Annotated in this window: 15 protein-coding genes; 7 read left to right on the top strand and 8 right to left on the bottom strand. The window is 67.9% G+C overall.

Going from position 1 to position 26,607, the window contains the following annotated elements; translation table 11 throughout:
• The first annotated feature begins 25 nt into the window (after positions 1-25).
• On the top strand, positions 26-8,203 hold the full coding sequence (locus tag ACOYYX_RS34500; protein ID WP_422927196.1) for an MG2 domain-containing protein: 8,178 nt from the start codon (positions 26-28) through the stop codon (positions 8,201-8,203).
• A 186-nt stretch (positions 8,204-8,389) separates the two neighbouring features.
• Complete coding sequence (locus ACOYYX_RS34505) at positions 8,390-8,803, top strand: NIPSNAP family protein (RefSeq protein WP_422927197.1); 414 nt, start codon at positions 8,390-8,392, stop codon at positions 8,801-8,803.
• A gap of 75 nt (positions 8,804-8,878) precedes the next feature.
• On the opposite strand, the gene ACOYYX_RS34510 is transcribed toward ACOYYX_RS34505, so the two are convergent.
• From ACOYYX_RS34510 to ACOYYX_RS34530, 5 genes are all read right to left on the bottom strand, one after another.
• Entirely contained in the window at positions 8,879-10,447 is a 1,569-nt protein-coding gene (locus tag ACOYYX_RS34510) for an HD-GYP domain-containing protein (protein ID WP_422927198.1), read from the bottom strand.
• A 373-nt stretch (positions 10,448-10,820) separates the two neighbouring features.
• Positions 10,821-11,672, bottom strand: coding sequence for an energy-coupling factor ABC transporter ATP-binding protein (locus tag ACOYYX_RS34515; protein WP_422927199.1), 852 nt, complete (start codon positions 11,670-11,672; stop codon positions 10,821-10,823).
• A gap of 5 nt (positions 11,673-11,677) precedes the next feature.
• The gene (locus ACOYYX_RS34520) at positions 11,678-12,349 is read right to left on the bottom strand and encodes an energy-coupling factor transporter transmembrane component T family protein (protein ID WP_422927200.1); all 672 of its coding nucleotides are present in this window, start codon (positions 12,347-12,349) and stop codon (positions 11,678-11,680) included.
• Positions 12,339-13,340 (bottom strand): energy-coupling factor ABC transporter permease, encoded by a 1,002-nt coding sequence (locus tag ACOYYX_RS34525; RefSeq protein ID WP_422927201.1) that lies wholly within the window; start codon positions 13,338-13,340, stop codon positions 12,339-12,341. The genes ACOYYX_RS34520 and ACOYYX_RS34525 overlap by 11 nt, the downstream gene beginning before the upstream one ends.
• Before the next feature lie 135 nt (positions 13,341-13,475).
• Positions 13,476-14,822: a neutral/alkaline non-lysosomal ceramidase N-terminal domain-containing protein gene (locus ACOYYX_RS34530; RefSeq protein WP_422927202.1), complete on the bottom strand. Its 1,347-nt coding sequence runs from the start codon at positions 14,820-14,822 to the stop codon at positions 13,476-13,478.
• A gap of 459 nt (positions 14,823-15,281) precedes the next feature.
• Between ACOYYX_RS34530 and ACOYYX_RS34535 the strand changes: the two genes are divergently transcribed.
• From ACOYYX_RS34535 to ACOYYX_RS34550, 4 genes are all read left to right on the top strand, one after another.
• Positions 15,282-16,778, top strand: a complete 1,497-nt coding sequence (locus tag ACOYYX_RS34535) for a serine/threonine protein kinase (protein WP_422927203.1) — start codon at positions 15,282-15,284, stop codon at positions 16,776-16,778.
• The gene (locus ACOYYX_RS34540) at positions 16,724-17,893 is read left to right on the top strand and encodes a hypothetical protein (protein ID WP_422927204.1); all 1,170 of its coding nucleotides are present in this window, start codon (positions 16,724-16,726) and stop codon (positions 17,891-17,893) included. Before ACOYYX_RS34535 ends, ACOYYX_RS34540 begins: the two co-directional genes overlap by 55 nt.
• 68 nt (positions 17,894-17,961) lie before the next feature.
• Positions 17,962-18,957 carry a hypothetical protein gene (locus ACOYYX_RS34545; RefSeq protein ID WP_422927205.1) on the top strand — a complete coding sequence of 332 codons (996 nt, stop codon included), beginning with the start codon at positions 17,962-17,964 and terminating at the stop codon, positions 18,955-18,957.
• Between the two features lie 65 nt (positions 18,958-19,022).
• The gene (locus tag ACOYYX_RS34550; protein WP_422927206.1) at positions 19,023-20,141 is read left to right on the top strand and encodes a M48 family metalloprotease; all 1,119 of its coding nucleotides are present in this window, start codon (positions 19,023-19,025) and stop codon (positions 20,139-20,141) included.
• Here the strand turns inward: ACOYYX_RS34550 and ACOYYX_RS34555 are convergent.
• From ACOYYX_RS34555 to ACOYYX_RS34565, 3 genes are all read right to left on the bottom strand, one after another.
• Positions 20,062-21,540 carry an FHA domain-containing protein gene (locus tag ACOYYX_RS34555; RefSeq protein WP_422927207.1) on the bottom strand — a complete coding sequence of 493 codons (1,479 nt, stop codon included), beginning with the start codon at positions 21,538-21,540 and terminating at the stop codon, positions 20,062-20,064. The genes ACOYYX_RS34550 and ACOYYX_RS34555 overlap by 80 nt on opposite strands.
• 155 nt (positions 21,541-21,695) lie before the next feature.
• Entirely contained in the window at positions 21,696-23,198 is a 1,503-nt protein-coding gene (locus tag ACOYYX_RS34560) for a sulfatase (RefSeq protein WP_422927208.1), read from the bottom strand.
• Positions 23,199-23,251: 53 nt separating this feature from the next.
• Positions 23,252-24,661 carry a sulfatase gene (locus ACOYYX_RS34565; protein ID WP_422927209.1) on the bottom strand — a complete coding sequence of 470 codons (1,410 nt, stop codon included), beginning with the start codon at positions 24,659-24,661 and terminating at the stop codon, positions 23,252-23,254.
• Positions 24,662-25,282: 621 nt separating this feature from the next.
• On the opposite strand from ACOYYX_RS34565, the gene ACOYYX_RS34570 reads away from it, so the two are divergent.
• Positions 25,283-26,599 carry a hypothetical protein gene (locus ACOYYX_RS34570; protein ID WP_422927210.1) on the top strand — a complete coding sequence of 439 codons (1,317 nt, stop codon included), beginning with the start codon at positions 25,283-25,285 and terminating at the stop codon, positions 26,597-26,599.
• The last annotated feature ends 8 nt before the right edge of the window (positions 26,600-26,607 follow it).

The raw sequence follows: 26,607 nt of genomic DNA on the forward strand, positions 1-26,607 counted from the left end.
TCGAGTCGAGTCGGAGATCGTAGCGATGATATTTCGAAGCGGCCGAAGCCTTAATAGGCGTAGCATATTCCTGGCGGGGCTGTTCACGGTCATGGCCTGGTCGGTCCAGGGCCGGGGGGCCGACCCCGCCCCGGTGCTGAATCCGGCGCGTGACGCGGTGGCCCATGCCACGCCCGTCCTGCCGGCCGAGGTCGTCGCCGCCCTGCAAGAGCAACGCTTCCCCGACGCCGAGGCGAAGCTCGCCAAGCTCGCCGAGGAATCGAAGTCGCCCGACGACGCCTCGTACTTCGCGCTCGTCAAGGGGATCGCCCAGAGGCTCGAGCGCAAGGGGGACGCCGCCAGGGAGACCCTGACCGCCGCCCTCAAGGCCAGGCCCAAGGGGATCTGGGCGGGCAAGCTCCGGTTCGAACTCGCGACGGTCGAGCTGGCCGCGGGGCACTTCGCCCCGGCCGAGGAGCTCGCCCGCGTCGAGGCCGAGGCCCTGCTGGCCGGCGATCGCAAGGACCGGCTCGCCGAGGTCTATCACGCCTTCGCCCGCAAGCTCATCAAGCCCGACGACCCGATCACCCCGGCCGACCCGCAGGGGGCCTACGACCTCCTGACCCTCGGCCGTTCCCTGGCGAAGGGAGAGGCACTCCGCGCCAGGATGCTGCTCGCGATGGGCAAGGCGAGCCAGGCCGCCCAGAACCATCCCCGCGCCGTGCAGGATTATCAGTCGTACATCAAGGAATATCCCAAAGGCGAGGACCGCGCGGCCGCCCGCTATCATCTGGGCGAGGCCCAGTTGAACATGGGGCAGCCGCTCGAGGCGCGCACCACCTGGAGCGACCTCGCCCGGGAGCTCGGGGCCCCGAAACGGACCCGGACCGCGGCCGAGGACGAGTACCGGGCCAGGGCCCTCCGCTCGATCGCCGCGACCTACGGGATCCCGGCCCCGCCCGACGACACGAGCCTCTCGCTCGGCACGGCGACGCTCAGGCGATTCATCGAGGCCTATCCCGCCAACGCCCAGGCGGTCCGCTCCAGCTATGAGATCGGCGCCTCGCTCATCGCCAGGGCCAAGAGCCAGGAGGCCCTCGAGGCCTTCAAGTCGTTCCTCAAGGAGGAAGGCTTCCGGCTCGAGACCGAGGAGGCCCGGCGCGACTTCTCGCAGCTCTCCATGACCGCGACCTATCAGATCGCGCAGATCCTCCAGGGGCAGCAGGTCTTCGACGAGGCCATCGCCGCGTGGAAGGGGTATCTCGCGAAGTTCCCCAACGGCCCGCAGTCGGCCGACGCCCAGCGCTCGATCCTCGACACGCAACTGCTCATCGCCGCCGACCACGTCTCCCACAAGCGGTTCGCCGAGGCCCGCTCGGCCTACCAGGCCTTCGTGGCGCAGAACCCGCTCGACGGCCGCGTGCCTCTGGTCCTCCACCAGGTCGGCGAAAGCTACGTGACTGAGAAGGAGCCGGAGAAGGCCATCGCCGCCTGGGAGCCCTTGCTCAGCAAGTTCCCCGTGAGCGAGCCCGCCGCCCACGCCCAGTTCCAGATCGCCGTGATCGAGGAGGAAGTGAAGGGGGATCCCGGCGCGGCGATCGAGAGGCTCAGGAAGATCGGCGTCGAGCCCTGGCACTCGCTGGCCGCGCAGCGGATCGCCGTGATGGAGTCGAAGACACTGACCGTCGTCACGACCCGGACGTTCCGCTCGGGGGAGAAGGCGAAGCTAAAGATCACGTCGAGGAACCTCGAGAAGCTGACGTTCACCGCCTACAAGCTCGACCCCGAGGCCTACTTCCGCAAGAAACACGTCCTCGACGGGGTCGAGTCGCTCGACATCTCGCTCGTCCAGCCCGACGCCGAGTGGACGACCGCCGTCCCCGGCTACGCCAAGTACAAGCCGATCGAGAAGGAGTATGACCTCGAGTCGCTCAAGGTCCCGGGCGTCTACGTCGTGAAGGTCACGGACGAGAAGACCTTGCAGGCGACGACCCTGGTGCTCGGCTCCGACCTCGACGCGATCGTCAAGGCCTCGCGAGAGCAGGTCCTCGTCTTCGCCCAGGACATGAAGACGGGCAAGGGGCGGGCGAATGCTCGCGTACTCATCTGCGAAGGCGACAAGGTGATCCTCGAGTCCAAGACGGGCGAGGACGGCGTCCTGCTCAAGCCCTGGGACAAGCCCCGCGAGGGGAGCAGCCAGCTCCGCTACCTCGTGCTCGACGGCGGCGACGTCGCCGGCTCTGGCCTGGGCGTCCCCGACAAGGTGGCGCAGGGGCTCACGGCCCGCGCTTATATCTACACCGATCGCCCGGCCTATCGCCCCGGCCAGGAGGTCGCCCTGCGGGGCGTCGTCCGCGAGGTGGCCGACGGCCAGTACGCGAACCCGGCAGGGGCCGCCTACCGGCTCGAGGTCTCGGACAGCAAGGGGCGGCAGATCGTCTCCAGGCCGGTGACGCTCTCGGCCTTCGGCACCTTCCACGAGACGCTCCCGCTCGACTCGGGGGCCCCCGTCGGCACGTATCAGGTCCGCGTCTATCAGCCGGGCAAGAGCACGTTCGCGGGGAACTTCGAGGTCCGCTCCTATCAGCTCGAGTCGATCGACCTCGCCTTCGACCTGAAGCGCACGGTCTTCTTCCGGGGCGAGACGATCAGGGCCGAGATCGTCGCGAAGTACCAGTATGGGGCGCCCGTCGCGAACCGGCCGATCAACGTGACCTTGCCCGACGGCCGCGTCGAGCAGGCGGCCACGAACGCCGAGGGGAAATACGCGGTCGAGTTCTCGACCGAGGGGTTCTCCGAGGAGCAGTCGCTCCAGATCGTCGCCCAGCTCCCTCAGGACAACGTCGCCGCGGTGGCGAGGGTCACCCTGGCGGTCCGGGCCTTCTCGATCGACCTCGACACGAACCGGAGCGTCTACCTCGACGGCGAGGGGTTCTCGCTCAAGGCGTCGACCTCGACCGCCCAGGGGGATCCGTCGGGCGAGGCCCTGACCGTCTCGGTCCTCAAGCAGGTCTCGCAGGCCGGCCGGGTGACCGAGCGTGAGGTCCTCCGCAAGGAGCTCAAAACCGACGCCAAGACGGGCAAGGGCTCGCTCGACCTCAAGGTCGAGGACGAGCAGGGGGGGAGCTATATCCTGCGGGCCTCGGGGACCGACCGCTTCGGCAACCCCGTCATCGCCGAGCGCCCGCTGGTGATCTCGGGGACGAAGGACGAGACCCGCCTGCGGATCTTCGCCGAACGCCAGGCTTACAAGGTCGGCGAGGAGGCGAGCGTCAACCTGCATAGCCGAGGGAAGGCCGGCCCGGCGCTCGTCACCTGGGAGGCGGACAGCATCATCCGCTACCGGATCGTGACGCTCGAGGAGGGGAATAATTCCCTGGCCTGGGCCGTGGAAGGGGCCCAGTTCCCCAACTTCACGCTCAACGCCGCGAGGATGACCGGGACCCGGTTCGACCACGCCCAGCTCGATATCCGGGTCGAGCGCGAGCTGAAGGTCACCGTCACCCCGACCAAGGGGACCGTCAAGCCTGGCGAGGAGGTCGAGGTCGAAGTCACGACCGTGGACCAGCTCGGCAAGCCCGTCTCGGCGGAGATCGCCCTGGCGCTGGTGGACCGCTCGCTCCTGCGGCTCTACGGCGACCGGCTCCCGGCGATCGGCAGCTTCTTCTACGACCAGACCCGCACCGGGGCCTTCGCCACCGAGTCGACCAACACGTTCCACTATGTACCGACGACGACAAAGGTCGCCGAGGCCGTGGTCGAGGAGGCCGAGCAGGCCAGGGCCCTCGCCGCCAACGCCGAGAGCCGGCTGCCGGCCCTGGCCGAGCTTCAAGGCCAGGTGGCCCTGAACGCCCCGGCACCCGTGCCGGCACCCGCCACGGCCGCGGGCGCCCCCGGCATGGCCGGAATGGGCGGGATGGGAGACATGCAAGGCAAGATGGGCGAGATGAAGCGATCGGGCGGCCGTCAGGCGATGTTCGACACCAAGTCGAAGGACGCCGCAAAGCCGGGCCGCGACCGAGGCGTCAAGGAAGAGGATGCCATCCACAACTTCCAGGACGTCGATGCGTCGTCCATCATGGATCCAGAACTGGTGGCGAATGGCATCACACATCCGGCGGACTTCCGGAAGCGGACTCTCGAGCGCCAATCGAGATCGCAGCCCCGCCAGCGTTTCGTCGAGACGGCCTACTGGAACCCGTCGATCGTGACCGACAAGGAGGGCAAGGCGAAGATCACCTTCCCCGCCCCCGCCTCGCTCTCCCGCTTCCAGTTCAACGCGAGGGGAGCCTCGGGGGCCGACACCCTCGTGGGCCAGTCGACGGCCGAGCTCGTCGTCCGCAAGGACTTCTTCGTCGACCTCAAGGCCCCCGCCTCCCTGACGCAGGGGGACAAGCCCCGGTTCGTCGCCCAGCTCCACCACACGGGGCTCGTCGGCAAGGTGACGCTCAAGCTCGTCGCCTACTCGGGTGAGAAGGAGACGGTGTATCCCAAGGAGGTCGAGGTCAAGGCCGACGGCGTCGACGAGGTCTTCTTCGACGCGTTCGAGGTCCCCGAGGCCGAGAACGTCCGACTGACCCTGACCGCCGAGTCGGGCGAGTCGAAGGATGAGCTGGTCGCCGAGGTGCCGATCCGCCCCTGGGGCGTGCAGGCGATGGCCTCGGCCTCGGGAGCGTCGAGTGACGACGCGACCGTGATGGTCGGCCTCCCCGCCGGCCGGAGTTACGAGAGCCCCGAGATGCTCATCGTGCTCTCGCCGACGCTCAAGCGGATGCTGATCGAGCTGGCCCTCGGTCAGGAGTTCTTCCCGCTCAACGCCAGGGTCAACACCTGCATCTTCCCCCCGCCGCCGTCGACGACGGTGGACCGGGCCTCCGACCTCCTCGCGGCCACGCAGGCCCTCCGCTACCTCAAGGCCGCCGGGAGTGCCGAGCCCTCCGAGGCCCATCGGCTCACGTCGAAGATCCAGGGGCTCGTGGCCGAGCTGACCTCGATCCAGAACGACGACGGCGGCTGGTCGTGGGTCATCGGCCGGAAGGCGATCGGCTCCCAGAGCGCGACGCCGAGCGACCGGATCACCTCGGCCCACGTCGTCTGGGCCCTCGCCGCGGCCGAGCACGGCGGCCTGCTGGCCGACGTCAACGCCCTCGAGCGGGCCGGCGCCTACCTCGGAGGCGAGTTCGCCAAGCTCGGCGGCAACGACCACGACACCCGCGCGGTCCTGCTGCACGCCCTGAGCACCCGCCGCCACGCGACCTTCGAGCAGGCGAACAGCCTGAACCGGGTCCGCCAGAACCTGTCCGACTCGGCCCTGGCGTACCTGACCTTGAGCCTGCTGAACCTCGACCGGGCGACCCTCGCCCATGAGGTCGCCGACCTCCTCATCGGCCGGGCCAAGACCGAGCAGGTCGGGCAGGGGACCCCGGCCCGGATCTACTGGGAAGGCCGGAGCCCCATCCCGTTCTCGCGTGGTGCCGTCGAGGCCACGGCGATGGCGACCCTCGCCGTCTCCAGGGCCCGCCCCGAGGCGCCCATCCTGCCGCGAGCGGTCGACTGGCTGCTCGCCCACCGCAGCGGCATCGGCTGGGCACCCCACAAGGCGAAGGGGGCCGCGCTCGCCGCGTTGACGACCTTCTACGGCAAGGCGCAGCGGGCCGAGGATCGCTACACGCTCGTCGTGACGGTCAATGACACGAAGGTCGCCGAGCTCGACGTCGCCAAGGCGAAGGAGGGGCAGGCGATCCTGGTCCCGCACAAGGCCCTCAAGGCGGGCGACAAGAACAAGGTCCGATTCGACATCGAGGGCCGGGGCAACTTCGGCTACGCGGTGACGCTCTCGGGCTTCACCCGCGACTTCGGACCCGACCAGGAGCCGGCCAACCGCTCGGCCCTGATCAGCCGCCGGGCCTACTTCCCGGCCGAACCGATCCTCGACGGCAAGGTCCTGCCGACCGGGTTCGGCGTGGCGGTGAACGCCCAGGGGTTCGAGAACAAGGCGACGCAGGTCGCGCTCGGCGGCAAGGCCCGGATCCAGATCGACGCCTATCGCAACATCCCGTCGGGCCAGCCCGCCTGGGAGCGCGACTCGCTCGTGATCGAGGAGCACCTGCCGGCCGGGACGACCCTCATCGAAGGCTCGGTCATCTCCTCGGCCGACTCCTACTCGCTCGAGGACGGCGTCCTCAGCTTCTACTTCTCGCCCGAGCAGTGGCCGGGGACGATCAGTTACAACGTCTACGGCTACCTGCCCGGCCAGTACCGGGCGCTCCCGCCGTCGATTCGGAGCGTCTATGAGCCGGGCCGAAGCCACCTCGGCCAGGAAGGGGGCCTCAAGGTCCTCTCGCCGGGCGAGGAGAACACGGACCCGTACAAAGCGACCCCCGACGAGCTCTATGCCAGGGGCAAGGCCCACTTCGACGCCGGCCGCTTCGCCGAGGCCTCGGCCTCGCTGACCCCGCTCTTCGGCGGGTACACGCTCCGCGACGACATCATCCAGGACGCCGCCAGGATGCTCCTGATGATCAACATCAAGCAGTATGACGCCCGCCAGGTGGTCCAGTACTTCGAGGTCGTCAAGGAGAAGGCCCCCGAGCTCGTCGTCTCGTTCGACGACCTCCGCGTGGTCGGCAAGGCCTACCGCGACATCGGCGAGCACGAGCGGGCCGCGCTCGTCTGGCGAGGCATCGTCGAGGCCAGCTACCTCGAGGACGCCCGGGTCGGCGAGACCCTCCGCCAGCGCGGGAAGACCCTGGAGGCGATCGCCTACCTGATCGGGATCTGGCGCGAGTACCCGAGCACCGCCTCGATCGAGGCCGACTTCTTCGGGCTCTCGCAGGTCCTCGGCCAGCGGGCGGCCGTCGCCACGACCGACCCGGCCACCCGCCAGGAGCTGGCGGCCGCCGGTGTGACCCGGTCGGAGCTGCTCGCCCAGGCGATCATGCTCGTGCAGTCGTTCATCGCCAGGAACCCGACCGGGCCGATCGCCGACGAGGCGAGCCTGGCCCTCGTCGGCTCGTTCCTGGAGCTGGAGGACTTCGAGTCGGTGGTCAAGCTCTCGGCACGCTACGCCAAGCTCTACCCCAAGAGCACCTTCTTCGACAGCTTCCAGTACAGCGAGGCCCTCGGGCAGTTCCACCTCGGCCAGTACGACCGCGCGGTGGAGCTGGCGGAGGCGATCGACAAGGCGACGTACAAGGATGAGAACGGAGTCGACCAGCCGAGCCCCAACAAGTGGCAGGCCCTCTACATCCTCGGCCAGATCTTCGACGCCAGGCGACGGCCGGGGCAGGCGCTCGGCTACTACGAGAAGGTGGCCGACCGCTTCACCGACGCCGCCGGGGCGATCCGCTTCTACACCCGCAAGGATCTGAAGCTCCCGGAAGTCACCGTCGTCAGGCCCGAGTCCAAGCCGGCCGTCGCCACCGGCGAGAAGGCTGAAAAGGTGGGGGGCCTCAGGGCCATCGACCCCAAGGATCCCAAGGAGCGCCCGACCGCCGGGGTCTCGCTCAGCTACCGCAACGTCGCCGAGGCCGACGTGAAGGTCTACCCGGTCGACCTCATGCGGCTCTATCTCACCCAGCGCACCCTCGACCGGATCGCCGGGATCGACCTCGCCGGCATCACCCCCTTGCTCGAGAAGAAGATCACGCTGGGCAAGGGGGAAGACTACGAGGACAAGCTCAAGTCCATCGACCTCCCGCTGGAGAAGGAAGGGGCCTACCTCGTCATGATCCGTGGCGACGACCTGTACGCCTCGGGGATCGTGCTCTCCTCGCCGCTCGAGCTCGAGGTGATGGAAGAGGCCGAGGCCGGCCGCGTCCGCGTCACCGTCCGGGATGCCAGGACCAAGGACCCGATGCCCAAGGTGCAGGTCAAGGTGATCGGCACGGATAACCCGGGCTTCCTCTCGGGGCAGACCGACCTCCGGGGCGTCTACGTGGCCGAGGGGGTGCAGGGCGAGGTCACGGCCGTCGCCCGCAAGAACACCGCTCAGTACGCCTTCTACCGGGGCAAGACCCGCGTCGGCGCCGTCCCCCTCCCCGAGGCCCCGGCCCCCGGCGGCCCCGGCGGCGCGGCACCCAACGCCGCGCCCAATCAATCGCTCGAGCTGGATCAGAACGTGAAGATCCAGAACTCCACGAACCAGTTGCGGCAGATCGAGCGACTCCAGAACCGCTACAATCAGGGCGGCCAGGGAGGCGCGGCGGCCAAGGGCTTCCGTTGATCCGGACCCCGGTTCGCCCGCGAACGCGAACTCGAATGACGAAGGCCCCGGCGATCACCGATCGCCGGGGCCTTTTCGCTTTCCCGGGTCGATTACGCCCGTCGAAGCCGTCCCCCTTGTGACGCCGCGGCGACGCGTTAGGATAGCCGTCGCAACGCGACCCACGACTCATCAGGGAGAACCTCCATGATCCGGACCTTAATGATGGGCATGATCCTCGGCACCGCCGCCGTCAACGCCTTCGCGGCCGACGCCCCGAAGCCCCAGCGCGTCTTCGAGCTGCGCACCTACACCACCAACGAGGGCAAGCTCGAAGACTTGCACAAGCGTTTCCGCGAGCACACGAATAAGCTCTTCGTGAAGCACGGCATGGAGCTCGTCGGCTACTGGACCCCCCAGGACGAGAAGGACGGCAAGAAGGACAAGCTCGTCTACATCCTCGCCTACCCGAGCCGGGAGGCGGCCGCCGCCTCCTGGAAGGCCTTCGGTTCCGACCCGGAATGGCAGAAGGTCCGCGAGGAGAGCCACAAGAACGGCGTCATCGTCAAGCACGTCGACTCGGTCTTCCTCGACCCGACCGACTACAGCCCCATCAAGTAGGCGCAACGACGAGAGGCGCGGGCGGTCGTTGCGGAACGACCCCGCGCCTCGTCCGGTTCGAGGACAAATCGGCTCTCAGTTGTGACGACCCACGGTGTCGTCGATGACGACCTGGAGGCTCTCTCCGAGGCCGATGGAGCGGATCCCCTCGACGTCTTCCCGACAGGAGAAGAGGGCTTCGACCACCTTGGCGTCCCACTGGATCCCGGCCCCCTCGCGAAGGATCGCGTCGATCTCCTGGGGCGACTTGCGGTCGCGGTAGGGCCTGGTGCTCGTCAGGGCGTCGAACGTGTCGGCCACGGCCAGGATCCGGGCCTCGAGCGGGATATCCTCCCCTCGGAGCCCGAACGGGTAACCGCCGCCGTCGTACCGCTCGTGGTGGTGCTGGACCCCCGGCAGCAGGTGCCGGAGCTTGTTCAGGTCCCTGAGGATGTTGACGCCGATCTCGACGTGCGACTGGACGACGCGGTACTCCTCCTTCGTGAGGGACCCCGCCTTCTTGAGCAGGCCGTCGTCGATGCCGATCTTGCCGATGTCGTGCAGCAGGCCCATCAGGTAGAGGTCGTTCTGCTGCTTGGGGGGCATCCCCATCGCGCAGGCGAGCCGCACGGCGATCCGGGCGACCCGCTCCGAGTGCCCGGATGTGTAACGGTCCTTGGCGTCGATCGCGGCCGTCAGGGCCCGGATCACGCCGAAGAGCAGGTCCTTGAGGTCGCCGTAGAGCCGGGCGTTGTCGTGCTGGGTCGCGAGGAGCGACGCCACCGGCTCGAGCAGCTCGATCTCGACGTGGCTGAAGCACCGGTTGTCCATCGGGTTGAGGGCGACGAACCACCCCTGGACCCCAAGGCCGGAGACCTCGACCCCCGCGATCCGACGCACCGGCTCCCCCTTGGGTCGGTCGTTCACGATCCGGATCGAGCCCTGCTGCGAGCTGAGCTCGGAGACGATCGCCCGATAGTCGGCCGACCGGAACCCCGCGATCCCGCCGCCGACGATCACCCGCTCCCGGCCCGACTCCGGCACCCACGCGACCGCCTCGACCTTCATGGCCGACTGGAGCGCGAAGGCCGCGAGATTCTGGAACCGCTCGGGAGGATCGGAAATTTTAAGCCGACGGATGAGCCGTGTGACCAGTTGCAGTTCGCCGCCTGGGGACGACAGCGTGACCCTCGGCAGGCCCGTCGCCGAGCCGCCGGATTCCACCACGAGCCGCGCCGCCACCTCGCGTCCCCAGGCCATCAGGGCGGGGACGGGGCAGAAAGGGCCCCAGCCGGGGGTCGCCCCCGACGACTCGATGGAGCGGAACCCGAGGAGGTAGAGGCAGTCCCCCTCGTTCTTCACGGGGACGTTCAGGACGAGCCAGACGTGCTGCAAATCCTGGGGAGGATGCCAGATCGCGACGCGCTCGGGGCTCGCCTTCAGCTTCGTCAGCGCCGTGACGAGCTCGGAATCGAGGCGGGGCAGCCGGACCGATTCCGGCCCCACGCAGGCCGACCACTTGCCCAACGAAGGATCGACGAGGCCGACGGGAGCGGCAAACTCCCGGGCGAGGCGCTCTGCCAAGTTAATCGGAGCACGGGCCGGGAGCGATTCTTCCTTGCACGCGTTCTTGACTCCCAGCAGTGGGGACCGCCAGCTTATCATCCGGTCATCCGTCGGGTGGTCGTAACGATATCCATCCGCCAAGTGGCCTCAATAGGCGTACTATACCGAAAAACCCCCGGAAACACGTCGTCAATCCATAAAGCAGCCGGGTTTTCCCCTTTTTCCCGGGTCTTTGTTGCGAAAACAGGACACAAAATCCTGGTCTTCGCGCAATATTAAAACATTAAGCGTCGGGAGTTCGCCGACATTGCCCGGGTTTTCCCCACGAGAATCTGGCGACCTTCGGCTAAAGAGGGCATCAAAGGGGCGTGAATTTAAGGCGAACTACGGCATCGAGCCGACCGTCGGATTTCATCACATCTCGAACCGTTGCAACGAGATTTGACATCTTAAGGATTTGGGAAGTCTCGAATCAGGCCTTGCGCTCCAGGAGAAGGCTCAGGGGCATCTCCAGGCCGTGGGCTTCGAGCAATCCCGGGTCGCCGAGGATGGTGCGGGTAGGTCCGCCGGCCACGACCCGGCCTTCGTCGAGGATCAGGGTGCGGTCGCAGAGCTCCAGGACCATCTCCAGGTCGTGGGTGGCGATGAGCTTGGTCGAGGGCAGGCTCCGGAGCAGGGCGATGAACCGGCGACGGCCGCGGGGGTCGAGGTTGGCCGTCGGCTCGTCCAGCACGAGCACCGAGGGATTGCAGGCGAGGATCCCGGCGAGGCAGACGCGCTTGCGCTCGCCGAAGCTCAGGTGATGCGGGGCGCGGTCGGCGGCGTCCTGGAGATCGACGCGGGCGAGGCATTCCAGGGCGAGCCGTCGGGCCTCGTCGCGAGGCATCCCCAGGTTCAACGGGCCGAAGGCCACGTCCTCGATCACAGAGGTGCTGAAAAGCTGGTCGTCGGGATCCTGGAAGAGGAGGCCGACGCGGCGGCGGACCTCGGGGGCGTTCTTCGCGTTGACCTCGAGCCCGTCGATCCAGACGGCGGACGCGTCGTTGCGGTGGACCGACTTATGTCCGTCGCCGCCGTGGACGTGGAGCCCTTGCGAGCGCCCCTTGCCCGGCAGGAGGCCGTTGAGGTGGAGCAGGAACGTGCTCTTGCCCGCGCCGTTGGGTCCGACGAGGGCGACGGTCTCGCCCGCCTGGATCGCGAGGTCGACCCCTCGCAGGGCCTGCCGGCCGTCGGGATACCGGTAGCCGAGCTCGCGGACGAGGACGGCGGGGGGAGTCTTGTCGGGATCTGCGGGCGTTGTGCTGTGATTGACTGGAGGTTCCACGAATCTCACCGAGGAGGGCCGTTCGGACCGTCGAGCGTTCGAATCGTACCATCCCAGCCGCGCGAGAGCATCGCCGCGTGGACCCGCTCGCCCCGCTCGAACGAGCGGAGGAAGAGGATCCCGATCAGGCCGGTGAGCAAGCCCCAGTCGAGGCGGCCGGAGCGGCGGAAGGTCCGTGCACGACGCGCGGTGACCATCCGGTCGAGCTCCTGGGTCAGCACGTGCAGGTAGCGGTACATGAACTGGAGCGTCGCCACGAGCACGACCGGCATGCCCAGCCCGCGCAGGGCGAGCAGGAGGTGGCGGAAGGGGGTGACGTTGACGAGGGTCAGGGTCGCGAGGAAAGCCAGGCTGTTCTTCACCAGGATCGTCAGGGCGACGGCCGGCATCCCCAGCTCGGCCCGCTTCGGGTGCGACCTCGCCACGACCAGGCCGAGGAAGCCGATCAGCAGGAAGAAGCCGAACCAGCGCCGGAGGAGCATCGCCGGGGGGACGGTCGAGAGCCCCACGACGAACGCGAGGACCAGGCCCTCGGCCGCGAGCCATTCCCAGCGCCCGATCGGCGTGGCGACGACGGCCACGACGTACGAGATCGTCGCCACGAGCTTGGCCCGTGCATCGAGCCGATGGAGCGGGCCGTCCCCCTCGCTATACCGCTCGAGGAAGTCAAACCGCATCCGGCGCGATCCCGTTCGGCTTCCGCTTGGCGTTCGGGGAGAAGACCCTGGCAAGCCCGAGCCCGACCGTGAAGACGACGAGCGTCCCCACGAACCCCGCAAGTGCGGTGGCGAGCTTGACGTGCCCGTGGTCGAGGAGCTTGGCGACCTGATAGTCGGGGATCGGCACGGGCAGGATCGCCGGCGCCTCCCCCTTGAGGAAGCCCATCTTCTCGCCGACGAACTCGAGGCCGTCGGGATGCTCGGAGGCGAACGGGGCGAGGAAGACGCCGATGGCCACGGCGATCGCCAGGCCCGCGAGCATCACCTGGCCCCACCCTCGGAGCCGGCCCCCGCTCGTCGGCTCTTCCTCCTCGTCGGCCTCGTACACGAGGTCGGGCCGGGTCAGCAGGATGAACCGGAGCACCAGCCCCGTGATGAGGGCCTCGCCCAGCCCGATCCCCGCGTGGACGAGGGCCATCCAGGTCAGGATCCGGATGAACTCGGCGAAGCCGATCGAGAAGGCCAGTTCGAGGGCGAAGGCCCCCGAGGCCAGCAGCACCGAGAACCAGGCGGCGACCATCGCGCCGATCAGGACCCCGGCTCGGCCGCGAATCGCCCGACGGATCGGGGCGTAGATCGCATAGCCGCCGACGGCCCCGATCAGCCCCATGTTGACGAAGTTGGCCCCGAGCGCGGTCAGGCCGCCGTCGCCGAAGAGGAGGCACTGCACGATCAACACGGCGGCGATCACCACGGCCCCGGCCCAGGGGCCGAGCATCACCGCGGAGAGGACCCCGCCCAGCAGGTGCCCGGAGATGGGCAGGGGGCCGACCGGGAAGTTGACCATCTGGGCCGCGAAGACGAAGGCGGACATCGTCCCCATCAGCACGGTCGTCCGCTCGCCGAGCTTCGCCTCGAGCGACTTCAGGCCCCACCAGAGTCCGCAACCCCCGAGCACACCCGTGGCCGCGGCGACCGCGGGAGTGAGCACGGCGTCAGGTACGTGCATGGGCGAAAACCCCAAGGAGTTACGCTTCGATCGACCCCAACATTCCCGACTCCACCGCGGCCTTATCGTACCCCGAGTGTGCTGACTCGTCAAAAACTTCATACGCCAAACGGCGCGGCGAAAAGCCGGGCGAAATCAGTTCGCCCCGGGCGTGCGGAAGCCGGCCGGGACGATGCCGCGGATCGCGTCGAAGATCCGGTCCTCGACGCCGGGCTTGAGCCGGGTCGGGCGGCCGTAATAGACCATCGCGCCGCCCCCCTCGTAGCCGCCTTCCTTGAGGATCCGCTCGGAGGGGATGTAGCAGGGGAGGTCGTTCGCGTAGCCGACGACCCACTGTCGGCTCGGGTCGAGTTCCTTCCGCATCCTGAGCGAGTAATCCACCACGACCTCGCCCGCAAGGAAGACCATGACGAGGTCGTCGCCGAACGCCCACGACTGGATCACGTAGTCGAGCTCGGCCTGGAGCGGCTCGCCCCGGTCGAGGCGTTCCAGGTTGAGCTTCGCGTTGTAGCCGGGAGGCCCTCCCTTGGCGACCAGGTCTTCGAGCTCCTTGCGGGTCGGCAAGGTGTCGAAGGGCAGGGGGACGCGGGCGACTTTCCCCTTCGGCGCCGAATTCAAGGGGGTGAACGTCCCCTTCAGCAGGCGATCGACCTCGGTCGCGATCGAGCAGCCATGCCGGCGGGCGACCTCCTGGCCGGGGCGGTTCATCGGGTTCGAGTCGGCCCCGCAGCCGATGGCCACCATCGCGACGGCCCCGGGGTGGTTGGCCTCGATCGCCTCCTGGGCCTCGCCGGCCCAGTCGCCGGCGACGAGGTTCTCCTTGGGGTCGAGGGTCGTGCAGTGGCAGGCGTAACCGACGACGATCGCGCGGATCTTGCCCTCGGCGTCGACCGCACGCAGCATGGGCAGGCCATGATCGACGGGGCCTCCGGGGGTCCGGCGGTTCCTGGCGAAGTCGACCTCGCCTTTCGCCCAGCCGAGCGTCCCCGGCCGGCGGTCGGCGAGGGCGTCGAGGCAGACGCGCTCGAGCTTGTCGACGAGCGAGTTCGTGTAGGCCTCGATCCGCCCCATCTGATCGGGGGGGATCGGCTTGCCGAAGATGTTGGGGGTGATCCCCTTGAGGCAGGGGGCCGTGTGCGTGTGCGAGGCCCCGATCGCCAGTTGCTCGCGCTTCAGGCCCACCTTCTTATTGAGCCTGGCGGCAATTTCCTCGGTGATCGCGTCGGGGATGCCCAGGTTGTCGATCGTGACGAGGACCGAGGCCCCCGCATCCGGGCCGATCGCCAGGGCCTTGGCCCAGATCCGCTGCTGGACCCCCTTCGACTCCGCCTCTCGGACGAGGAATCCGTTGAGCCGGATCGGGCCGTCGGGGGTGACGTCGACCCTCGCGACGCCGATCGGCAGGGGATCCGCGATCGCCCCTCGGGCCATCACGACAAGGGCGAACGACACCCAGCAGAGACGCGAAAACCTGTTCATCATTGCGATCTCATTGCCAACCGGATTCGACGGCCCGCGGAGGGCCCGGGATTACCGCAGAAACGCTGTTATCGTCGAACGGCGGCGCCATTGCCATTGCCCAGCCGGCAACGCACTTCCGATTCGAGGTTTGCGTTGCTCCCCGGGGCGCCCGGACGTCGAGAGGCTTGCACATCTCGTCGCATGTCGAAAATATTGCCAGGCCACGGCCACGAATCCGCCGCGGAGCCGGTGACCGCAAATCATCCCTCGGCGTCGAGTTGCGGCGAGCCAGACTCCGGCACCGCGACCGGCGGGCGGTGATTTGGCCGAAGGTTCTTCGAGTCACCATGCAAATCACCTGTTCGGGCGAATCTCCAAACAATATGATCGGATCGGAATCATCTATAAGGCAGGAAGCCGATTTGTGTGAACAATCTATAAATATCGACTCTCGAGTTTCTTAGCGGGAAAGGAAGATCGATGACGATCGGCGCGAGCGACTGGACGGGGCAGTCCTTATCGGGCGGCAGGTATCGGATTAACGCGAAGCTCGGCGAGGGGGGCATGGGGACCGTCTACCGGGCGACGGACCGGAACATCGAAGCCGAGGTGGTCATCAAGGCCCCCCTCCGCTCGATGCTGGCGGACCCCGAGTTCGCCCGCCGGTTCAAGGATGAGATCCGCTCGCTCGTCCGCTTGTCCCACCCGCATATCGTCAAGCTCTCGGACGTCGGCGACTGGGACGGCCTCCCCTTCGCGGTGATGCAGTACCTGCCGGGCGGGAGCCTCGAGGACCGCAAGCCCGCCGGACCCGACGGGACGTTCGGAGCCCACGACCCCCGCGAGGTCGGCAGATGGCTCGGCAAGGTGGCCGAGGCGCTCGACTATGTCCACTCGCAAGGCTACGTCCATCGCGACGTGAAGCCGGGCAACATCCTCTTCGACGGCCAGGGGCACCCGTTCCTCGGCGACTTCGGCGTGGTGAAGGTCCTCACCTCCGACGCCGGCTCGAAGCCCTCGAAGACGATGACCGGCGCGGGGATGGTGGTGGGAACCGCCGAGTACATGGCCCCCGAGCTCATCATGGGGGAGCCGTTCGACGGCAAGGTCGATCAGTACGCCCTCGCCGTCACGGTCTTCGAGATCCTCAGCGGCCGACGCCCGTTCGAGGACGCCGCGACGACCAAGGTCCTTGTGCTCCAGACGACGAAGAACCCGCCCAGGCTCGACGAACTGCGTGGCTGGCTCCCGGCCTCGGTCTCCGACGCCGTCTTGAAGGGGCTCGCCAAGGAGCCGGGCGAACGCTACGCGACCTGCCTCGCGTTCGCGAATGCCGTCACCGAGGCCATCGCCGGGGCCTTCGAGGGGCAGCCCGAGCGCGTCCGGTTCCTCTGCGGGAGCTGCTCGCGAGTCCTGTCCCTGCCTCCGGCCTCGCACGAGAAGATGGTGCAGACGGGCAAGAGCGTCCCTTGCCCCGGCTGCCAGACCCCCTTCCAGATCCCCCGCGGCGGCGAAGCCACAACCGCCGGCGGCGTCACCCGTCGCGAGGGCACGCTCGTCGAGATCAGCCTGGCCGAGCCGGATGAGAGCCCCCGTCGCGGCACGATGATCGAGCCGGCCGCGGGCTTTCCGCTCGCCCAGGTCCCCCCGATCCCCGGCTCGCCGACCTTAATCGAGCAGCCCGGCCTGAAGCGTCCCGCCGCGACGTTGGTGGAGCAGCCGGGGCTCAGGCGGGCGCCGGCGACGATGATCGAGCAGCCCGGCCTGCGGTCGGGCCTCCCAGGCATGCCGGCGATCGACACGGCTCCCCGCGAGTCGGCCCCGGCCCCGAAGCCGGCCCCGGGACCGCCCATCCCCCTAATCGCGGCGGGAGCGGGGGAGTCGCCGTCCTCGCCGCCGTCCTGCTGTTCACCGTCGGCCCGTTGGCGAGCAAGACGCCCGCGCCGGCCGTCGCCCAGGCCCCGGCCGCCCTGGTGAGCGAGACGCCCCGCAAGTCGGTCGCCTCGAAGCCGGCCCCGAAGCCCGACGCCGAGGAATCCGAGGAGACGGCCGAGGCGGCCCTCGTCGCCACGACCGCGAGCCCTGAGAACCTGGCCGATAAGCCCGTCGCCGACCTCCTCACCCCGAAGCCGGGCGCCCCCGGCCAGGGGAACCCCGGGATGCTCAACGCCTCCAGGGTGCCGACGATAGTCGACCTCCGGCGCGAGTTCCAGCAGCCGCCCCAGGGGATGCCACAGCCTCCGGCAAATCTCCAACCCCCGGCGTCGGTCGCGCCAGCCCAGCCGGATGCGGTGGAGACACCCGCGGTCGCCGCGATCGACCTGAACAAACTCCGGCCGGTCAAGGACCTGGTCAAGCTCGAGGACATCCTCAATAGCCCGAAAAGCTACGTCAATCAGCTCCTGGTCTTGAAGCGCGTCTACTGCGTCGCGGATCTGATCTTCCACCGCCCCGACGGACGCTTGATCCTTCCGATCGTCGAGAGCGACCTGGACCTCGATTTCGCGAGTGCCCGCCCCTCGATCCGTACGCGCCGGGGGAAGGCCTATCAGGTCGAGATCGACCCCAAGCTCGCCGAGCGGTTCTTGCGGAAGAACACCATCCGGGAGAGCTACGACGAGCCGAACCTGGAGCGGAGCTGGGGCGATAACGTCGGGATCTTCACCGTGGCGGTCGTCCCCCGCGAGGGCTCGACGAACTCGGCGAACAAGGAATATGCCTGCACGGTCGTCAAGACCGAGTTCCTGATCAAGATCGGCCCCGAGCTCGTCTCCATCAACAAGAACAACCGCCAGCGCAGGGTGGTCTACCGCACCCTGACGATGACCGGCGATAGCGAGACCCCCGGCATCGGCAAGGCCGAGGACTGGGCGCAGATGGATCGCATCTTCCACATCGCCAAGCAGTTCAAGTCGCTCATGGAGAACCAGGCCCGCCAGATCAGCGACGCCAAGTGGAGCCAGTTCGACAACCTCCTCAACAACATGATCAGCAAGACCGTCGACGAGGTGGAACGCAACAACCGGATCCCCACGCCGAAGGCCAGCCGGATCGAGACTTATCCCGGGATGCTCCCCCGGCGATATCCCTGAGCCGGGCATCCACGCGAAGGCCGGTCGCAACCATCCATCACCAGGTCACTCCGAAGGGGCTCCGGATCATGCGCACGCGACTGAAAACGGCCGCCGGCCTCGCCTTACTGCTGCTCCTGGCGGCGAGGCCCGGCCACGCCCAGTATGGCTTCTTCGGCGGGGGCTACGGGGCGTCTACGGTGCAGGGGGACATCCTCCGGGGCGAGGGGGCCTTCCTGAACGGTGCGGGTAATTTCCTGTACAAGGAGGCCGTCGCCAACTCGATCAACGTCGACACGTCCATCAGGCTCAACGAGTACATCTGGAACGTCGTCAAGTTCGAGAACCGCGAGAACGCCAAGCATCGGGCGGCGATGATCGCGAAGCATAATGAGAACTATGACATGATCCTGAAGCGGATCCGTGAGAACCCGGACAACCGCGACCTCGAGACCGGCGACGCCCTCAACGACGTGATGACCCAGCTCCTCGACCCGGGGATCTCCCCATCGTCGTTCCGGGGCTCCCCGGTGAACCTCCCCGGCGAGACGATCCGGGGCATCCCCTTCTTCTACGCGGCCGAGGACGCGACCTTCTCCATGCGCCGGCTCGCCGCCAAGAACCACTGGCCGGTCGGCCTCCGGGGCGAGCGCTTCGCCCGCTACCGCCGCGACTACGAGCGGGCCTTCGACGACGCGCTCGACCAGCAGCACGACGGCAAGCTCTCCCGCGAGGCCATCCTCAGGGTCGAGAAGAGCCTCGCCGACCTCAACACCGAGCTGCCCCGCGTCATCACCCCCAGCAAGGACAAGGTCTACATCGAGGCGCGCGACTTCCTCTCTCGCCTCGACAAATCGAAGGAGCTGCTCAAGCGGCAGAAGGTCGAGGAGATGCTCGGCGAGATCGACCGCTATTCGGGCACCTCCGTGCACGACCTCGTCACCTTCATGCAGAAGTACAGCCTCCGCTTCGGCGTCCCCGACCTCGGCGTCGAGCGTGAGCAGTATCCCAAGCTCTACGAGGCCATGAAGCTCCAACTCGACATGGTCAGGGTCCAGGAGCCCGGCGGCGGCGGTCTGAAGTAAGCCCGCCGGCCGCCAGACTCGGAGACACGGGGTTCATCGTCGGACTTCTTGAGGCTCGATCCTTCATGGCTCGTTATGCGGTTGCCGCCGTCATCCTGCTCGCCTACATCGGCGGCTCGACGTTGATCGTCAAGAGCGCCGGCCGTTCCTACCGCGAGAACCTCGAAGCCTCGCGCCAGGCGGCCCTAACCAGGAAGCCCGAGGCCGTCGCCAAGGAGGCCGAGGCCACCAGGGCCCAGGCCACCGAACCGGCCGATCCCCCGGCGAAGGCCGTCGCGGTCGCAACTCCGACCCCCGCTCCCGACGCCGCCACCAGGCCGGAGCCGACCCCGAGTCCGACGCCGAAGCCCGCTCCCGTCGTCGCCGCGAAGGGGGCGGAGCCGGAGAAGCCGGGTGCGAAGCCCGAGCCCCCCGACCCGGCCCTCGCCTGGGCCGACGGCCTCGACCTCGCCAAGATCAGCGAGTCCGACGAGACCCGGCTCGGCCGCGAGCTGCATCGGATGATCCTCTCGTACAACAAGCGTGACGACTCGGGGCACTGGGATCAGCGCATCGACCGCGTCGCCCGGCCGATCCTCGAGACCCGGACGCGCAAGGGGATCGAGTACACCTTCACGATCCTCGACTCCGAGGCCGTCAACGCCTTCTCGACCCCCGGCGGCTTCGTCTACCTCTCGCGGGGCCTCTTCAACCTCATCGGCGAGGACGAGGACTACGCGCTCGAGTTCGTCATCGGCCACGAGGTCGCTCACGTCGACCTGAAGCACGCGATCGCCTGCGTGGCGGCGGCGAACGCCGAGGAGAAGAAGCACGGGATGGGGACGCTGCCGCAGTTCTACCTGCTCATCGCCTTCGGCTACCCCGACAAGCAGGTCTACGAGGCCGACGCCTGGGCCTTCAGGCGCATGACCCGGGAGCTCGACCGCAGCCGGCACGACACCCTCGCCTTCCTCCGAAAGTTCGAGAACTACGCCGCGCTCAACAAGTTCAAGTCGGGGCGTCAGCTCCCCCCGCAGCCGTCGACGCCCGAGCCTGGTGCCGTCGAGGCCCCGCCATCGTTCCTCGAGAATCACTACCGCGCCGAGACGGCCGCCTGGAAGCGGCTCAATGAGCTGAAGTCGCAGGGGACGAACGCCGGCTCGGGCCTGCTGCAAGAAACGCCGAAGTCCCCAGCAGCCCGATGAGCATCGAAGCCAGGGCCATCGCATCGGCCCCCGCCCCCATCCGCTCCGACTTCGCCGGGAAATAAGGCTCGGCGAGGTCGGCCCCATCGGCCGCGGCCCCGGGCGTCTCTCGACCGCCCGACTCCAGCAGAAGCACCCCCTCGAAGGCCCACCGCGAGGGCAAGGCCCCCGCGACGGCCTGGGCCCATCCTCCCATCTGCGGCAGCCTCCAGGCCTGCCCGCCGAACAGCAAGAGCGCCGCCAGGACCGGGGGTAAGATGAGCCAGGCGAACGCAGAGCCCCTGGGCATCGCCGCCAGGGCAAGTAGCCCGGTGCCGAGCCCGACCCCTCCCGCCAGCCAGAGCAGGGCGTGCATCAAGGGCAGGTTCCCCTTGAGCGCCAGGCCCATCCAGACGAGCACGAGCGCCACCAGGGTCTGCGCCGTCACGAGCCCGACCACGATCAGCAGGCGAGGTAAGAGCACCGCCGACGGGGCCGACAGCTCGATCCCGCCGAAGATCGCGGCCGTCAGCCCGAACCAGACCGAGCCGATCGCCAGACCGAAGAGGGCCGCCGGGATCGACATCCCCCCTTGCGCCGCGACGACGAGCAGGATTCCCAGCACCGGGGCCTGGGCGGCCAGCAGCGAGAGGCGCATGGCCTGCGACGCCATCAACCCGCCCGAAGTTGCGGGAGCGACCGAAGCCGGTGCCGTGGCCGTCGCGATCGGGGCCGGAGCAGGGGCAGGGGCAGGGGCCGGTGTGGTGGGCGGCACATACGGCGGCGGGATCTTCGCCTCGACGCGGGTCGCCGCGACCGGGGCAGTGGCAGGAGCCTGCGATCCGCCGTCGACGATCGTGACGACGTAGCTCCCCAGGCTGATCCGGTCGCCCGCGCGGATCTGGGTCGGCCGCTCGATCCGGGCGCCGTTGACGAACGTGCCGTTCGCCGAGTTCAGGTCCTCGATCCAGAGGGCCCCCTGGCTCCTCGAGATCCGGGCATGCCGGGTCGAGACCATCGGCATGTCGAACGTCCGGTCGCACTCCGCACCCCGGCCGATCGTGATCGGGGCATCCTGCACGACGAGCCTCGTCCCCGACGAAGGGGGCGCGACGGAAGGCGTCGTGATCGTCGGCGCGACCGCGGCCGGTGCCGGGCCCGACATCAGGTCGAGGGCGCCCGGAGGCCAGGGCAGGGGGATGGTCTGGCCGAGGGTGATCGAATCCCCGCGGCGGATCGGCATGCGCGAGCCGGGGACGAGCCGGCTGCCGTTGACGTAAGTGCCGTTCGTCGAGCGGAGGTCTTCGAGATACGCCCCGGTCTCGTCGATCGTGAGGCGGCAATGCCGGCCCGAGACGGTCTCGAGCCTGACGACGTGATCGCAATCCGAGGCCCCGCCGATGACCCACGACCGATTCATCACGAGACATCCTCAAAGGGGATGGGGCATACAAATCATGAGGCCAGCATCTTAACACGTCGGCCCGGGACCGGCCAGGCAAGGCAGCCTGGCCGGTCCCGGGCCTTCGAAGGTCGGGACGTTCGTGGCCTTTCAGACCAATCCGGGTTCGCGGCTCAGTTCGAGCCCTCGTCGTCCTTGGTGCTCTTCTTGAGGGCGGTCGCGTTCGGGTCGGGGACGTGCTTGGTGGGCATCGGGGCGTGGATCCGCTCGCGCCACTCGACCAGCTTGCCGTGCAGCTCGCTGACGCGCTCGGGCGAGGCCTTCGCGAGGTCGTTCTTCTCGCCCGGATCGTTTTTCAGGTTGTACAGCTCGATCTTGCCCGTCTCGAAGAACTCGATCAGCTTCCAGTCGCCGGCGCGGATGGCCCCGGCGGGGGTCGTCCGCCAGCTCCCGGCGCCCGCGCCGAGGTAGCCGGGGAAGTGCCAGTAGAGGGCCTCACGATCGAGCCTGGTCTTCTCCCCCTTCAGCAGGCCGAGGTAGCTGACGCCGTCGAGCGGGTAGCCTTCGGGGGCCTTGGCCCCGGCGAGTTCCAGGAGGGTCGGGTAGAGGTCGACGCTATTGATCGGCTCGCCCTGGGTCTGCCCCTCGGTGATCTTGCCCGGCCATCGGAAGACGTAGGGGACGTGGATACCCCCTTCGTAGAGCATCCCCTTGCCGCCGCGGAGCGGGGCGTTGTCGGTGATGTCGTTCCCCTTCTTGATCCCCTCGCGGATGTACCCGCCGACGCCGCCGTTGTCGCTGGCGAAGACGACGAGGGTGTTCTCCGAGAGCTTGAGGTCGTCGAGGGTCTTCACGATCCGGCCGACGCTCTCGTCGACACTCGCGATCATCGCCGCGTAGGTGGGGTCATGATGCCCCCCCTGGGCCGCCTTCTTCTTGAAGTGCTCGATCAGCTCCGGCTTCGCCTGGTGGGGCGCATGCACGCCGAAGTGCGTCAGGTAGAGGAAGAAAGGACCTTCCTTGTGACGGCCGATGAAGTCGACGGCGCGGTCGGTCAGGAAGTCGGCCAGATACGTACCCTTGGGGTAATCGACCTTCGGCAGGGTGTCGAATTCGAAGTGCTTGCCCGCCGAGACGATCGCCTCGTCGAACCCGCGCTGGGAGGGGTGGAACTTGCCTTGCTGGCCGAGGTGCCACTTGCCGAACATCCCGGTCGAGTACCCGGCCGCCTTGAGGCTCTGGGCGAGCGTGATCTTCTCGAGCGGCAGGTTCTGCACGTTGTCGACCGGCTTCAACGGGCGGGTCCGCCAGGCGAACCGCTCGATCGAGCCGACCGTGTAGATCCCCGTCCTCGGCCCGTACTGCCCGCTCATCAGCGCCGCGCGGGTCGGCTGGCAGTTGGGACCGCACGTGTACGCATTCGTGAACCGGACCCCTTGAGCGGCGAGCCGGTCGATATTTGGCGTCTCGTAATATTTGCTCCCGTTGCAGGCGACGTCGGTGAACCCGAGGTCGTCCGCCAGGATGTAGACGACGTTCGGCCTCGAGGGCTTCTCCCCTTCGGCCGCCCCGCTCGCCCCGCAGGTCGCCAGCCACGCCAGGGCCCCCAGCGCGACCCGCCATGCGGCGGGCCGGCGAAGGCGTCGGGCGAGGTTATCTGCATTCGAAAGGTGCATGGATAAAACTCGCTGGAATCTTTGATTGAAGGAGGGGATCTTGGCTCAAGGCCTCAGCGGTTCCGGGCTGCGGCCCTGGTCCCGCCGACGCCCCAGAGCGGCTTGGCGAGCTCTTGATTCCAGGCCTTCCAGGTCCGGCGCAGCTCCTCGACCTTGTCAGGCTGGCTCGAGGCCAGGTCGTTGGCCTCGCCGATGTCCTCGGCCAGGTTGTAGAGCCGCTCCTCGGTGACCTTCATCTGCTGGGGGCGGGAGACGGTGCCGGCCTCGTCCACGGCCTTGTCGTAGCTGACGAGCTTCCAGGCTCCGCGGCGGATCGCATGCTGCTCGCCCAGGCGCCAGAAGAGGGACTCGTGCGGCTGCCCTTTGTCCTTGCCGGTGAGGAAGGGGAGGAGGTTCACGCCGTCGAGCTTCCAGTCGCCTTTCGCCTCGACCCCGACCGCCGCGAGCGCCGTGGGGAGGACGTCGAGCTGGATGACGGGCTTGTCATAGGTCGTGCCGGCGGCCAGATCCTTGTTCCCCTTCCACTGCACGACGAACGGGACGTGGATGCCCCCTTCGAGGGTCGTGCGCTTCGAGCCCCGCAGCGGGGTGTTCTTCGAGGCGTTGATGGTCGTGCCCAGCAGGGTCGGCCCGCCGTTGTCGCTGAAGAAGAAGATCAGGGTGTTCTCCTCCTGCTTCGCGGCGCGGAGGGACTCGAGCACCTTGCCGATCGACTCGTCCATCGCCACGAGCATCGCCGCATACTTCCGGCGCTCGGGATCCTGGATCGAGGCAAACCTGGCGAGCCGCTCGTCGGTGGCGTCCATCGGCGTATGCACGGCGTTGAACGCGAGGTAGAGGAAGAACGGATCCGCCTTGTGCTTCTCGACGAACGCGACGGCCTCGCGCCCGAAGGCGTCGGTCAGGTACTCCTTCTCCTCCACGACCTCCGTGCCGCGATAGATCGGGGCCCCCTTGCCCGGCACATACGTGTGCGCCCCGCCGAGGAACCCGAAGTACTCGTCGAAGCCCCGTTTCTGGGGATGGAACTGCGGGGCCGCCCCGAGGTGCCACTTGCCGACGAGGCCGGTCGTGTACCCCGCGTCCTTGAACCGATTGGCGATCGTCGTCTCGGTCGTGGGCAACCCGATCGGCGCCCCGTTGTCGGCCTCGCCCGGGTTGAACTCATGCCCGAAACGCTGCTGGTATCGACCCGTCAGCAGGCCCGCTCGCGTCGGGCTGCAATAAGGCCCCGAGACGTAGCCGTTGGTGCAGCGGACGCCCCCCTTCGCCAGGGAGTCGATGTTCGGCGTCGGGATATCCTTCACCCCCTGGAACCCGACGTCGGCGAACCCCATGTCGTCCGCCACGATGACCAGGACATTCGGCTTCCCCGCCGCCTCGGCCGCGGAGGCCCCGCAGAGCCCGACCAACCCGCCGAAGAACCACATGCCGAACCACCGAACCGATCGCGAAAATCGCATGCGCACCCTCATTCTCTATTCGACGCCAGGCAGCCGACGCCAATCGCCATTCGAAATGCCTATCTCGTCAATCAACATACTCAAGCTATCCCGCGGAGTCCAGACTCGGCGGGGATCCTCGCGAACGTCGGACCGGGGGTTAAACCAGCCTCGAGCCCTTTGGGTTCGATTTTCTCGGTAACTTCATCTCAAGGATCCCGCGGCCATCGGCCTGCATCGCCGTGTGGTCAGCCTGGGCCAAAGAGAGACACCCGATGAATGACGATAGCTCAACGCGTTGCGCCCAACCTCGCCGGCCTGCCCGACCACGCAGCAGGCTGCAACTTGACGCGCAGAATCGTCGGCCCTTACAGTGAGATGAAGACTGTCGGCGACCTGCCCCACCTTGATCACCGCGATCCCCATGCAGGTCGCTCGATACATGATGGTTCCCGGCCGGGCAACCCCCTGAAGGGCGAGGCCGGACCTCCCCGCCTCCTGGTCGTAGGGTCAACGCATGACGGGACGTTCGCTCGATGCCTCGGCAGCCGAGCGGCCGACCCACCCGGGCATCGCCGCTCGCGACATTCCGGACGACGGCGCGGTCGTCCTCCGAGAATCCCTCCCCCGAGAGTCATGCTGATGAAATCAACAGTCGCAAGGATCGTCGGGCGTGCCATGGCCGGGATCTGGGTCGCGATCCTGGCGTTTCACTCGGACCTCGCGATCGCGCAAGACGAGTTCGAACAGCCCCCGATCAACTACAGCGCCTCGACGCCGGATAACCGCGTCTCCCGATTGCAGGCCGCGATCGACCGCGAGGGCGTCGGCCTTCGATACGACGCGAAGTTCGGCTACCTCCCGGATCTGCTCAAGCGGCTGGAGATCCCCGTCGAGTCGCAGATGCTCGTCTTCTCCAAGACGAGTTTGCAGCGGGAGCGCATCGCCCCTCGGACGCCGCGTGCCCTCTACTTCAACGACGACGTGTATGTCGGCTACTGCCACAACGGCAAGGTCCTCGAGATCTCGGCGGCCGACCCGCAACTCGGCGCGGTCTTCTACTCACTCGAGCAGGATCGCGACGAGGCCCCCGCGCTCACGCGAGAGACCCAATCCTGCCTGCAATGCCACGTGAAATCGCAGACCGACGGCGTCCCCGGCCACATCGTCCGCTCGCTCTTCGTGGACTCCGGCGGCCAGCCGATCCTGTCGGAAGGGAGCCATTCCGTCGACGACACGACCCCCATCGAGAACCGCTGGGGAGGCTGGTACGTCACGGGCACGCACGGCCAGCAGGCTCACATGGGCAACCTGATCATCCCCGACCGCGACGCCGCCAAGCCCTGGAGCAACGACGACGGCCGCAACGTCACCGACCTCGGCCGCCGCATCCGGCCCGGCAACTACCCGACGCCGCACAGCGACATCGTCGCCCTCCTGGTCTTCGAGCATCAGACGCACATCCAGAACCTGATGACCAAGGCCTCCTACGCGACCCGCCAGGCCCTCCACTACGAGGCCGAGTTCAACAAGGCCCTCGGCGAGCCCGCCACCAATCAACTGGAAAGCACATCCCGCCGCATCGAGGGCGCCGGCGAGAAACTCCTCCGAGGCCTCCTCCTCGTCGAGGAAGCCCCCATCCAGACCCCGATCGCCGGCACCTCCGGCTTCGCCGAATCCTTCCCTCGCCGCGGCCCCCGCGACACCCGCGGCCGTTCCCTCCGCGACCTCGACCTCAAGTCCCGCCTCTTCCTACACCCCTGCAGCTACCAGATCTATTCCTCCCAGTTCGACGCCCTCCCTCCCCGGATGAAGCAATACATCTCCAGGCGTCTGCACCTCATCCTCGACGGCCAGGGCGGCAAGCCTTACGAATCCCTCACCCCCGACGACCGAAAGGCCATCTCCGAGATCCTCGCCGAGACCAAGCCGGACCTCTGGAATCTCGAGTCGAAGTAACCTCGCAT

The sequence above is a fragment of the Singulisphaera chitinilytica genome (assembly GCF_049331405.1).
GTDB lineage: Bacteria > Planctomycetota > Planctomycetia > Isosphaerales > Isosphaeraceae > PoT.

Coding starts and splice junctions, on each gene's coding strand:
- ACOYYX_RS34565 (WP_422927209.1), bottom strand. CDS start 24,661: ATGCGATTTTCGCGATCGGTTCGGTGGTTCGGCATGTGGTTCTTCGGC.
- ACOYYX_RS34570 (WP_422927210.1), top strand. CDS start 25,283: ATGAAATCAACAGTCGCAAGGATCGTCGGGCGTGCCATGGCCGGGATC.
- ACOYYX_RS34520 (WP_422927200.1), bottom strand. CDS start 12,349: ATGCGGTTTGACTTCCTCGAGCGGTATAGCGAGGGGGACGGCCCGCTC.
- ACOYYX_RS34525 (WP_422927201.1), bottom strand. CDS start 13,340: ATGCACGTACCTGACGCCGTGCTCACTCCCGCGGTCGCCGCGGCCACG.
- ACOYYX_RS34500 (WP_422927196.1), top strand. CDS start 26: ATGATATTTCGAAGCGGCCGAAGCCTTAATAGGCGTAGCATATTCCTG.
- ACOYYX_RS34530 (WP_422927202.1), bottom strand. CDS start 14,822: ATGATGAACAGGTTTTCGCGTCTCTGCTGGGTGTCGTTCGCCCTTGTC.
- ACOYYX_RS34510 (WP_422927198.1), bottom strand. CDS start 10,447: ATGATAAGCTGGCGGTCCCCACTGCTGGGAGTCAAGAACGCGTGCAAG.
- ACOYYX_RS34555 (WP_422927207.1), bottom strand. CDS start 21,540: ATGAATCGGTCGTGGGTCATCGGCGGGGCCTCGGATTGCGATCACGTC.
- ACOYYX_RS34550 (WP_422927206.1), top strand. CDS start 19,023: ATGGCTCGTTATGCGGTTGCCGCCGTCATCCTGCTCGCCTACATCGGC.
- ACOYYX_RS34535 (WP_422927203.1), top strand. CDS start 15,282: ATGACGATCGGCGCGAGCGACTGGACGGGGCAGTCCTTATCGGGCGGC.
- ACOYYX_RS34560 (WP_422927208.1), bottom strand. CDS start 23,198: ATGCACCTTTCGAATGCAGATAACCTCGCCCGACGCCTTCGCCGGCCC.
- ACOYYX_RS34505 (WP_422927197.1), top strand. CDS start 8,390: ATGATCCGGACCTTAATGATGGGCATGATCCTCGGCACCGCCGCCGTC.
- ACOYYX_RS34545 (WP_422927205.1), top strand. CDS start 17,962: ATGCGCACGCGACTGAAAACGGCCGCCGGCCTCGCCTTACTGCTGCTC.